General features: G+C 52.3%; 7 protein-coding genes. 2 read left to right on the top strand and 5 right to left on the bottom strand.

Going from position 1 to position 12,398, the window contains the following annotated elements:
• The first annotated feature begins 231 nt into the window (after positions 1-231).
• On the top strand, positions 232-411 hold the full coding sequence (locus R3B84_20220; protein MEZ6142896.1) for a hypothetical protein: 180 nt from the start codon (positions 232-234) through the stop codon (positions 409-411).
• Positions 412-934: 523 nt separating this feature from the next.
• On the opposite strand, the gene R3B84_20225 is transcribed toward R3B84_20220, so the two are convergent.
• The 3 genes from R3B84_20225 to R3B84_20235 all read right to left on the bottom strand — a co-directional run bounded on the left by R3B84_20225 (position 935) and on the right by R3B84_20235 (position 5,176).
• A complete protein-coding gene (locus R3B84_20225) occupies positions 935-2,212 on the bottom strand; it encodes a hypothetical protein (GenBank protein MEZ6142897.1) in 1,278 nt (425 codons plus the stop codon).
• A gap of 34 nt (positions 2,213-2,246) precedes the next feature.
• Entirely contained in the window at positions 2,247-3,983 is a 1,737-nt protein-coding gene (locus tag R3B84_20230; GenBank protein MEZ6142898.1) for an RHS repeat-associated core domain-containing protein, read from the bottom strand.
• Positions 3,984-4,201: 218 nt separating this feature from the next.
• A complete protein-coding gene (locus R3B84_20235; protein MEZ6142899.1) occupies positions 4,202-5,176 on the bottom strand; it encodes a D-glycerate dehydrogenase in 975 nt (324 codons plus the stop codon).
• 148 nt (positions 5,177-5,324) lie between these two features.
• On the opposite strand from R3B84_20235, the gene R3B84_20240 reads away from it, so the two are divergent.
• Entirely contained in the window at positions 5,325-6,539 is a 1,215-nt protein-coding gene (locus R3B84_20240; protein ID MEZ6142900.1) for a hypothetical protein, read from the top strand.
• A gap of 42 nt (positions 6,540-6,581) precedes the next feature.
• Here R3B84_20240 and R3B84_20245 read toward each other — a convergent pair whose 3' ends face one another.
• Both R3B84_20245 and R3B84_20250 read right to left on the bottom strand, forming a co-directional pair.
• Positions 6,582-7,985 carry a formylglycine-generating enzyme family protein gene (locus tag R3B84_20245; protein MEZ6142901.1) on the bottom strand — a complete coding sequence of 468 codons (1,404 nt, stop codon included), beginning with the start codon at positions 7,983-7,985 and terminating at the stop codon, positions 6,582-6,584.
• 110 nt (positions 7,986-8,095) lie between these two features.
• Positions 8,096-11,065 carry a tetratricopeptide repeat protein gene (locus R3B84_20250; GenBank protein ID MEZ6142902.1) on the bottom strand — a complete coding sequence of 990 codons (2,970 nt, stop codon included), beginning with the start codon at positions 11,063-11,065 and terminating at the stop codon, positions 8,096-8,098.
• Positions 11,066-12,398 lie beyond the last annotated feature (1,333 nt).

A 12,398-nucleotide genomic window follows, 5' to 3' on the forward strand; every position in this document is an offset into this window, starting at 1 on the left:
AACAGAGCGACTGGGGCGAACCAATCGATGTCTTTATGCAGCCCTCCCGAATGGCCTCCCGGCAAAGGCTGGGAGCCAACGTGCGTTAAGGAGTTTTCTAAGCCGTTGGAGCTAGCTACGGTTTTATAAAGACGATTGTGCCAACAATCGTCATTCCCGCGAAGGCGGGAATCCAGTACAGAAAACTTGAAGAGGTATCCCACAGCCTCTTCAGGGCGCGGTGCCGATAGTGTGCAGCGGGATATTCAACTGGCCTTACCCGGACTGGCACCCGGTGGTTTCCTGGCCTTCCACGATTATCCCGATCCTGCCCACCCTGCGGTGCGGCAGGTAGTTGATGCCCACGTTCGTGAACTGGGCTGGCACCGCCACGCTCAGGCAGGCTACCTGGGAGTTTTTCAACTCAGGTAAGTTGCCAAAACCAACGCCTACCAAGCATGGAATTATTTTCACGCTATATTAATATATCCACGACCCGTTCACTTTCGGCAATTTTTCTGTTGCTGGGACGAGTTTTTTGAAGAGGTTGCTTCTGTAAGTGCTTATTCACAAATAGTTTGCGTCTATGGTAATTATTTTGTGAATTTTTCCAAAATCGATATCACCCTCCGTTGGAAAAGGCGATCTCAAAGTGTACAGAATCGGGCAAAGTATACATTTCAAATGCACTGTTCAGTACTTCGCTAATGTGCATTTTTGTGCTGAAAATTGGAATCATTTGCTCAGGTAGACAATCGTTGCAAAGCATCCCGAGCGGGGGTAAAGCTGGGCTGTTCTGCCAGACATTCTTGCCAGAGTACGCGGGCCTCTGCCAGGTCGAACTAGTAGGGATTTTCACGTCTACCTGGCCAACCGAGAATACCAAAGGAATGACGAATTCTGACATTGCTAAACTTGCCCCAAATGCCACTCTGCGCGGATGACTGGTTACACTCTAATTGAAAACAAGTTTATGTAAAAAATCATTTTTATGGATAAATGACATGTTAGAAAGTGTTAACGATGTGTTTACTAGAAGACACCTTGATAAGTTGGGAGAACAAAGCAAGCTAGAATAATTCTTGTTATCGAGCTGTGAGTAAGAGTTTGTTAGATCAATAAATTTAAGGCATGGTAATTTTGATATAATTGAAATTGCGTCAACGTTCATATTGCAATTGAATAGTTCTAGTACAACAACTGCATCTAGTTCGTGCAAAGTTAGCCCGTTAATGTCAGTGTAAGCCGCTTCAAAATGAGTTAGTTTTTCCATTGACTTTAGATGCGATACTCCTTTATCATCAATTCGATTGTAAGAAACTGATAAGTGTGATAAATTCTTTATTTTCGCAATAACGGGAATGGAAGCATTTGTTAACCCAGTGTTTCTTAGCACTAACGCCGACAGTGACTGCATACTCTGAATTTCTTCAAGAAATTGATTGGAGATTCTGTTTTCAGACAAATCTAGAAAATTAATAGTATTAACTTTGGAAATTGATTTTATCATATCATGAGTAATGTCAGCGCCAGTGATAGCTAATACTTCGAGATTCTTTAATGAAGTAATTTTGTCAATAAGTCTATTATCAACTTTGCGAAAAATTAGCTCGACGCATTTTAAAGATGCGAGTTTTGATAGAAGTACAGACAACGTATCGTTACTTACTTGAGTATTTGATAAGCAGATCGCTTCTAAACTAGCAAAGTCTGACAAACACCCGATTTCAGTGTCACTTGTACTTGTGCCTCGCAACATCAAATTTTTCAGATTTTTCATTTTTCCAAGTTTTGCGAGTGATTTTCCATCTACTTTAGTTGAGAGAAACTGCAGTGATTCTATCGACTGATTTGAAGCTATCAAGTCAAACATTTCATCACTTAGCTTGCATCGTTGAAAAGTTAGAACTTTTAATTTGTCATTAACGACCTTCTTAAGAAAATCTAATCCGAACTGTGAATTTTGTATATAGATACCATGGCTAAATGTAGGCTGTTGTAAGCTACCACATGCCTCATTTTCAGCAATAAGGAAGTTATCACATCGTATGCAAGGGATTCTTGGCTTTATGTTAAAATGATTGATTTTAATAAAATCTGAAAAGTAACCGCTCTCATACCAGCCAATTGTGGCATTAAACTTTACCCATGTTTTAATTGAACTATTGTGTTCTAACAGTGACCTGTGCTGATTATTAAGTATCGACAATAGAATAATTGTGAAGTGCCACATTATCGTTTACTCTCAAAATAAAACTACACTAAAATCAATCTTTTAGATATTCTGACAGTGTCTCAACAGGATAGCTAAACCCATATCGCAATTGGACTATGAGAATATGTTTATCGGCCCTAACGACTCGCCGATCTTTCACAGTCTTTACGAGTAACTGTTTATACCTATTTATTTTTTCTTTGTTTGATATATTTAATATCGAACCGTTTATTAAGCTAAAGTTCCAACCTTTTTCCTGAAATTCTATGTCGTAAATATCATGAAATCGTCCAATAACATTGTTTGGAATTCTCGAAGTGCGAGTGCTTATTTCGGCATCTTCATCTTGAAGGTATTTGTTTATTAGGGCATAAAATTCCATCGGATTCTGCACGTAAATCCATAGCAACATTTCTTCTAAAGCTGTTTGTGCACTCTCTCTGACTTTGAAGCTAGGATTGCCCAATTCGCCGAAATTCTTATCAATTTCTGAAAGTGTATTGCTATTAACAATATCTACCGGGTTAAGATTCAGTGGACCTCTATTCATTTTTGATAATTCATAAACGTACCACAGAATCTGACGATTATTCTTTTGGGGTTTGGAGAAGTCGGGCAATGGTCTGTTGATTTGCTGTTTGAATGGTTGATTGAGTAGCCTCTCCCATTCGAACACTAGCTGATCAAGGATCGTGTTTATTTGAACATTTATTAGTCCAATCCTAACCATATTGCTATCACTATCTTCCGCATCAATTAGGTCGAAAATTAGTAACCCCAAACTTTCTTGAAGTTTAACTACGTCAACTATAAGTCCAGTCAAATCAGTCCCATTCAGCCCATTATTTCCCACATACCTTCTTAGATTCGCATCACCAGCATCAAAGCCGATGGGGTCTTCGCCGATGAACTGGCCCAGGTCGAAGTTATACGCCCGGTATTTGGTGAAACCGAGGCCAGTCGCCGCATCAAAATACATGCCGGTAAAGCCAATGTTCCCCAGTGCAGCACTGCCGGATTGGCTGACGATGTTGCCAAAGGCATCCCATTCCAGTTCCTTGACGATCGCGCCGGTGTCATCAAGTATTTCGGTGATGCTGCCCAGGCGGTCGGTCAGCAGCCATTCCAGATCGGTGCCATCACTGCGGGCCAGGCCATCCAGATAGCGGGTGATAATTGCATTGCTGCCATCCAGATCGGCCCAACGGCGGTGCACAGAATGGGTAATCCCTGGGGAAGTATCAACAATTTCAAACGCAAACCGTTCCGTACTAACCGAACCTGTATCGGTTTCCTGTTGCACCAGATTGCCAAAGGCGTCAATCGTGTAATCCACCCGTGTCAACAGTGTGCCGCCATCGGTGGCTCGTTCTTCCGCCCAAACCATCTGATTGCGGTGGTTAAAGCCATATGTCCAGGTCAGCCCGGTGCTTATATTTTCCTTCTTAACAATGGAGCCTTCATCGTTATAGGTGTAATCCCACGTGCCATCGGTGCTGGTGCGGTTATTGCTGCCTACCGAATACCCCGCCATCGTGCGATTGCCGTTGGCATCGTAACTGTAACTGCTCAGCCCATCATCCACCACCTGCGAGGTGCGGTCGTAATCGTAGTTCTTCACATAGGTGCCACGGCTTTCCGAAGTCACCCGATTCGCACCATCATAAGTGAACTCGTAATCCACCAATCCGCTCTGGTGCTCTAACCGGTAGTGGACGTGATGCGACATGTGGGCTCCGTGGCGTAAAATTGCCAAAAACAGAATATCAGAGAATGTGGGGTATTTCAAGAATTCTTGAAAACACTTCCAGTTTTCTGCACTGGATTCCCGCCTGCGCGGGAATGACCTTGCGGGTAGGTGCCTGCTACTCGATTCAACTCCGTATCCCCTGCTTTTTGCCTTAAGACGGTTGTGCAACAACCGTCATTCCCGCGTAGGTGGGAATCCAGTAGGATATCAGGAAGTCTGCCGGTTACTCCGGATGGCGTGACAATGAATGAACAACATCAGAACGGATTGACCCACGAGGTCAGTGGCTTATCCGCCAGGCCAGCAATGAGGTTTTCCGCACAGATTCGGGCCATTTCGTTGCGGGTGTGTACGGTGGCACTGGCAATGTGTGGGGCAATCACGCAATTCGGCAGTGCGAACAGTTCATGCTCTGGTGGCAGGGGTTCCGGCGTGGTGACATCCAAGCCCGCCGCGAAGATCTGTTTTGTGCGTAGTGCGTTTGCCAACGCCACCTGATCCACCACCGGACCGCGGGATGTGTTCACAAAAATGGCGGTGGGCTTCATCAATGCAAACTGCTTCGCACCAAACAGCCCCGTGGTTTCACTATTCAGATCGCAGTGGACAGAAACAATGTCTGATTGTTGTAAGAGTGTTTCAAGATCGACGCGTTTTGCCCCAAGTTCCTGCTCCGCATCCACTTTCGGTGTGCGTGCGGTGTACAGCACGGGCATTTTCCAGCCATGGTGCAAACGTTGTGCGGTGGCAAGGCCAATTCGGCCCATTCCCACAATGCCTAACGTGGCACCGTGCAGGTCCTGACCCAGCCAGCCTAACGGATCCCAGGTCAGCCAGCGACCTGCTTCGGCATCGGCGGCACTTTCCTTCAGGCACCGTGCGGCAGCCATCAGCAACGTAACTGCAATATCGGCAGTGGCTTGCGTCAAAACACCGGGCGTGTTGCCCACCAGGATTTTGTGGCGGGTGGCTGCCTGCAGATCGATGTTATTTACCCCCACGGCATAGTTACTAACCACCTTCAATTGGGGGGCGGCACTCATTAAACTCTCATTAATTTGATCGGTCAGCAGCGAAATCAGCCCCACGCAATCAACGATTTTTTTTTGTAACACTTCTGGTGAAGGGGGTAATTTTTCCGGCCAGACTTCCGCATCGCAATACGGTGCGATCATTTTCAGCCCCACTTCGGGAATTTTTCTGGTTACGAAAACACGTGGTTTTGCAGACATCCGCCGATTCCACCTTTTTTTGTCAAGTGCAGTTATTCGTATGGGTTCGGCCAAATTACCACCATTGGCGAGTTGGCGCAGACAACACACTTTGTAAATGGTACAAGTCTTGCCGGACAGATGGAACATGATGTTCACGGAGAACGAGATGATTGGTCGCAAGATGAAGTTAATCGCCTGCCTGTTAGGAATTGGTACAGGTGGATATGCAGCCCACACCATTACCGCAGATGATAAAACAACCACCCCGCCGCAACTACCGACCATTAAAGGGGATGCGCCGATTGTACTCCCCGCCGCCGTAGCACCTTCGGACAAGTTTCCCACACCGAAAGTGAGTAAAGACACTCCTGTACCGACAATTGACATCCCATCTATTCCGACTCTGCCCGCCAGCGAAAAACCGCCCACCATTACCATGCCGGAACTGGGCAACCTGGAGTTTGACCTGAAACCTGCAGGTGGGACAGAAAAAGCACCCGTGGCACCGCCGAAAATGCTGGAACTGATACCCGAAGTGGTGCCGCCTGCCCCACGCAAGCCGATTGAACTGCCCAATGAAATTCCACCGACCAGTGGTACGGGGAAAGACGTTTCTGCACCACTGATCCCGTCGCTGAATGACCTTCCCACGCCACCTGCGAAACCAACAGGTACCATCAATCTGACGGGTGCCACCGATACTCTGCCACCGCTGCCCGAAAAACCAGTGGCAACGCCGCCCAGTTCCCCACCGATTGTGGAACGGATTCCGATTCCAGCCGAAAAATCACCGATGCTGCCTCCGCCTTCGGTGCCGAAAATCGCACCAGAAAAGCCAATGGCTCCCCCATCAATTACGCCACCTGCGGTGCAGCCAGAACTGCCAGCAAATAATATTCCGCCAGTGGAGCCACCTTCAGTAAAGGCACCCATGCCAGCACCCATTCCTCCGGAAGCCAAACCAGACCGCATCCAGGTACAGTCCAAGTTTAAAGTGGTGCTGCGGATGGGCGATGGTCGCCCACGTTTCGAAATCCGGAATGTGGAAACTCTGGATCAACTGTTCAAGGTTTATGGCGACAGCATTGAAATCCGTAAAAATGAAGATCAGAAGACCTCTTCTGCCATGACCGGCCTGACCGCCAAAGGCAAAGTGAAGTTCTTTGGGCCCGGTCTGGAAGGTACGTGCGACGAGCTGACGATCATGAGTGCCACCGGCGAATTGCTGATGAGTGGCAACGTAACGGTGAAAACCAAGTATCTCCGCCGTACTACCGAATTGACATCGGACAAGATGGTATACACCATCAACGCCCAGGGTGCCGTGATGCCACTTCGCACCGTCAGCAGTGAAATGTATGAGGAAGATGAAGAGGAATAAGCAGAAATTAGTGTAATCGATCTCATTTTTCTAAAAACAGCTTTATTTGCCCGCCGGAGCCGACGGAACTCGGACCAGACGCAAGCCAAGGTCGTTGCCCCGAAATGACGGCTCGGCCCTGGCGTTGCTCGATGCCTGGCACATGATGCTGCTGCTGCCCCAGCCTCTCCCGCGGAACACCCGGAGTGAGGCCCCGCGGGCGGTGGAGGTCCATTGCCACACATTGCCGTGCATGTCGCACAGCCCTAGCTTGTTGGAGGGGTACGCACCAACCCGAGTCGGCCGCCGCAGGTTGAGGCCATCGCCATGAAAAAAGTTTGCCTGGGTCGAGGAAATGACGTTTGTTGGCTTCGCGAAGTAGTAGCGGTACGAACATTCATCTTCAGAAGTAGCCCCACCCCGGCAGGCGTATTCCCACTCCGCCTCCGTCGGTAAACGGTACACCCATCCTCGCCCACGCTCTTGTTCGTTCAGATTCTTGAGGAACTCCTGACAGTCGTCCCACGATACATTCTCCACCGGGAACAGCTTCAACTCCTCGTCCGAAAGGTCCAGAAGGCTGTTCCGGCCGTTCCCCGTGCGGGAGAAATCGCTCGGGTTCTTGCCCATGACTGCCTCCCACTGGCCCTGCGTCACGTCGTGCACGGCAATCTCGAAGTCTTCCTCGATCTCTGTCTTTTTCGCCGAACCAGGCGTGCCGTCCCAACCCAGGTAGGTCGTCCCTTTCGGCAGTTTCACGAAGGTCATCAGGATACTGGAGTCGCGTTCCAGCACGGCGTCGGCTGGTTCACAGCCGGCTGTCGCAATGGTCACCTCCCGGCTTGGCTGCACCCACTCCTTGTGCAGGTCCGACAGGAAGACCAGTTGAACCTGGCCATCTGCCGAAACGGTCAGCCGGTCATCAAGGTTGACCAGTGCGTTAGGTACCGCCGCTTTAGGCACCCCGGTGGCCGAGTGCAACTGCACCACCCCGCGCACTTGCAGGATCATCGCCTGGGGCGTTCGTCGGGCAATGCCGCGCCTCACGCTCCCGAGGGCTGCGACCAGTTTCCGTTGCAATTCCGGCTGGTCCGCGAACTCGTATGGGATTCTCGTGTCCGCCTCCGCCAGCAGTTGCAGGACCGTCACGTTCCCGCCCTTCACGTCCGTCTCGGCCTTCCGGAAGATGCTCACCAGGAATTCCCGGGCCTTCGTCGCCTTGTCAGCTTCCGTCTCGGCTTCCTTCCGCCGCTCGTTTGCGATGCCTTTCTGTGCTTCGGCGTCGCGGTACTTCAGGAAGCTTACCGTTGTGCCCACAATCAGCACAAGCACCACGGCAACTGTCGCCCCCAGCCACAGCCGTCGCCTCTTCCTTTGCTCTTTCGCCTGCACTTCGGCTTTCTGCCGGTCCCCTTCCAGTTGAACAGCTTCCAGTTCCGCCAGTCGTGCCCGTTCGTTTGGCCGCAATCTCCCCAACCACGCGGGTCGTCCGGGCTCTCCACGAACCACCCGTACCACGGCAATAGCTGCCCCCGTGGTGAACGACTTCATCTTCATGGTCCGGGGAGCATGAAAGTTCACTTCACCAGCCGGGGCATGGGGTCGGTTTCGCGTACCGTGCTCAGGAGCTGCTTGAAGTCATCACGGTCGCGGATGGGGTCGAGATGTTTATCGGTTTTGAGTGAATCCACATCGTTGTACCCGCGACGTACCGCGTCGCGCAGCAGTTGCACCGCGGTGGCGGCGTACCCTTCTTGGTTGTCCTCACTCGCTCCCGCGGCGGCGGCGTACACGCAGGCGAAGCCGTAGAGGAACTCGTCTGGCCAGCCGAAGGAAACGCTTTTCCGCAACGCCTCGAGTTCGAGCAGTGCGTCGTCCACTCGCCCGGCGTTCAGGATCGAGGTCACGCGTTTTGCGCGAAGCAGAGGTAGAAGCCGGTCGTTCGCGCCGAGTTCGATCGCCCGGTCCCATTCCGTGAGGGCTTCTGCGGGCTTCCCCAACCGGTCGTACGCCCTGGCCCGACCCCAGTGACTGTTTCGCAGGAACAGCCTGGTGGTCGTTTCCCGGGGTTCGGCCTCGTGGATGGGGTGCAGTGTGCCGATGGCTTTTTCGTACCACGCCAGACTGTCGGCCGGCTTACCGCCGGCACTCGTCACGTTGCCGAGGTTGCAGTAGCTGCCCGCCAGGTGCACCTTGTACTCGGGGACTGCGGGGAAGTCGTCCACCGTCTTCTCGTAGATTGACACCGCCTTCTGGTACTGCTGCTCCGCCTCGCTCCAGTTCTTCTGATCATGAAGCAGACTTCCCAGATTGAGGTGGATTTTGGCAAGCTGCGAGCGGTGCTCGGGAACGGCAGGGAAGTAGACGACCAGTCTCTCCCGAATCGCCAGCGCCTTCTGGTACTGTTCCTCCGCTTCCGCCCGCTTCCGCAGGTCCTGCAGCACGTACCCCAGGTTGTTATGGCACATGGTCAGTTTCACCTGAATCGCCGAGTTCGCGGGGAACTCGGCCGCCAGCCTCTCGTAGATCAGTAGCCCCATCCGGTGTTGTTGTTCCGCTTCCGCCCGCTTCTCCAGTTCCCTCAACAACCCTCCCAGGTTGTCGTGAACCCCGGCCAGGCTGTACCGGTACCTGGAGTTGGCGGGGAACTCGACCGCCAGCTTCTCGTAGATCGTTTGCCCCGTCCGGTACTGTGCCTCCGCTTCCGGCCGCTTCCCGAGCGCCCGCAGCACATTCCCCCGGCTGTTATGGCTCCCCGCCAGGGCCGAGCGGTACGCCGGGTCGGCGGGGAACTCGGCCGCCAGTTTCTCCCGAACCGCCAGCGCCGTCTGGTGCTGTTGCTCCGCCTCCACCCACTTCCCCAGATCCTTCAGCACCTGCCCTAAGTTGTGGTGACTGCTGGCGAGGTTCGCACGGTACGCGGGATCGGTCGGGAACTCGGCCACCAGTTGCTCGAACATCTCGCGCGCTTGGCGGTAGGCGGCCGCGCCTTCTTCCTTCCGACCGATCCGGGACTCGATCTCCCCCACGCGGAGCGCCGCCTCCGCCACCCGCTTCCGTGAGACCGCGTCGGCCCCCGCTTTCGCCATCAACTTCTGGTACAGCGGCAGCACCGTGGACAGGAACTTCCGCTGCCCCTCGCTCACATCCTCCTGGGCACCCAGGGAATCTCCCACGATGTCGCCGGTCATGGCATCCAACCCGGCCCAGAGTTCACGGTTCGCTTGCTGCTCGTCCTTGCGGGCCACCGTTTCGGCCGCCAACGCCTGTTCCTTCGCCTCCGTCTCCGTCCTTGCAATCCGTTCTTGTTCCCGAGCGATGTCGGTTTGCTTCTTCGCTTCGAGCAAGCCCATGGTGGTGCTCATGACCCCGATCATCAGCACGCCGGCGATCAGCCCGCCGGCCCACTGCATCACGTTGCGCCGCTTCCGCTGTTCGCGGCTCTCCACTACGGCCTTCTCCCGGTGCAACTCCGCTTGGCGGGCCCGCTCGTCGGCCGCCGCCCGCAACGCCGCCACCGCCTTCGCCACCGCCCCCGCGTCCGCCGGCCGGTCGTCGGGCCGCTTGCTCAGGCACCGCTTGCACAGGGCCACCAGCTCCGGCTCCGCCCCACTCTCGTTGAGGCGGGCATAACATTCTTCGACATTACCCTGGGCTGCCTGAAGACGGGTAGTTTCGGCTGACGAACCCGCAAACGGCGCTTTGCCAGTAAGGATGACCGCGAGAATTGCCCCTAGCCCAAATACATCCGATTGTTGGTTCACTTTGTGGATGGCCCCGACTGCCTGCTCCGGTGGCATGTACGCCGGGGTGCCCAGCACACTCCCTGCCTGCGTGAACGCACTGTCCGTCTCTCGCATCGACTGGATCGCCGTCGGGGCGGCCGTCGCGTCCGGGTCGGTGTGCTCCGCCTCCCGCGTGCCGAGCACCTTGGCCAGCCCCCAGTCCATCACCTGCACCTCGCCGAACGCCCCCACCATCACGTTCCCCGGCTTCAGATCCCGGTGGATGACCTGGTGGGCGTGGGCGTACGCCACCGCCTGGCACACCTGCTCGAACACCGCCACGAACCGCCCGCGGTCGTCGGCCGGGCCGGTGCGGCCCTTCAGCAGGTCGTCGAGGGTCTCCCCCTTGATCAACTTCATCGCCAGGAACGGGCGGCCGTCGGGCAGGGTGCCGAGGTCGAACACGGCAGGGATGTTCGGGTGCTGGAGTTGGCCGGAGATGCGGGCCTCGTCGGCGAACCGGCGTGCTGCTCCCGATGTGGGAGAGTATTTTTCCTGCAATACCTTTACAGCAACTTCACGTCCAAACACCGTATCGATTGCGCGAAAAACTGCCCCCATGCCACCACGGGCGATTTCGGCCCCAAGTTCATACCGAACTGAATTTGGTTTGGGTGTATTTTCAGTAATTGTGGCGTAATCGGCACCCGTCGTCACTGCTGGGTCTGCAATCGAATTGGTAACTTCTGGCAGGGCACCAGCGAGTTTCGCCTGGTCGGCTGAAATCGACAGCGTGGGGTCTTGTTTCGGCTGGTCGCTCATCGTATTTCCCAAGGACTTCTGCCATCTTAGGGCAAAGAAAACTTGCTTTGCTTAATGAATCTAATTGAGATAGCAATGAGAGTATTTTAACTACTGGATAGCGGTGGTACAAGCGATTTGTGCTCTGTATTTTCGAATCTGCTGGTTGCAGCGTTATCGGGATATCGCACACGATCTGCCTGAACAGAAAAATGAGTGCGTTTACATATCCCCTCGTTAGCACTTTGGTTGGAAGTGGCCAGAATTGCCACGCTGCGAACATTCGCACCGTATTTATCCTTCAAAAGGATGAAGCAAGGAAGCATCCGCTCTGCAAAAATGGTGTCGTACTGAGACTGCACATCAACCTAAAGCGATTGTACAGAAAAAACGCAATTAGTAGAAAATGTTCCATTTTACTGGCCTGAACACCAGAAAATACACAACAAGTCCAACGATCGTGTAAATGTAATTCAAAAATGCTATGGAAAGCTGGCGAATTCTGTTTGGCACAAGATTTTCTAATTCATGCATAATGTGATCCACATTAACACACAGCATCACAATTGAAAGTACGAACCAGACTACAATGGTGAGTATCACTTTCACCAATAGCCAGAAACGGTTTTGACCACCAGCGATTAATCTTGCGATACCCGAAACGATCATCGCAATGGAAATCACTGGCATCGTGAAAACGTACAACGCCATTGCCAACATTAGTAGAGTGGACCAAAAATTCACTGCTTCATCGTTCCACTAAAAATTTCAACAGAAAAATGCTTTTTGAAAAGCAAGATGCATTGTAACAGATGAGAAGTGGCTGAACTATCGCAAAAATGATAATTTTCAAACGGATCTTCAGAAGACTTTGGAATGTCCCAGGTCAACCCCGCGGTGCAGCAAATCGAACAATGATTTGATGACTGGCTTCGTTCTGGAGGATTCGAAGACAACTTTGCCAGGCCCTTCCAGGCTTTGGCACGTATTCGCGTTGTTCCGATGTTCCTTGTTTGCTCAAAATCAGCTTACATGATCCAGTTTACCTACAGGATAGTCTTTGTGTGAAGATTGCAATGCTGTATGATAACTAAAGGAGCGAAAATGAGCCATATTGTAATTGAATCCGTTGTTGGTCCTGATGGGACTCTCGAATTGAAAGTTCCTGTTGGCATGAACAGCGCAAACCAACCAGTGCGGATCGTGATTGAACCAGTCCGAAAGCAATTGCCCCATGAAGAATGGTGTTCGATTGTTCAATCATTGGGAGGGAGCATTTCCGATCATACATACGTACGAACAACGCAATTGCCACTAGAAATACTCGAGTCATTCAATTGACTTATTTACATGA

This window comes from Zavarzinella sp. (assembly GCA_041399155.1).
Lineage (GTDB): Bacteria > Planctomycetota > Planctomycetia > Gemmatales > Gemmataceae > JAWKTI01.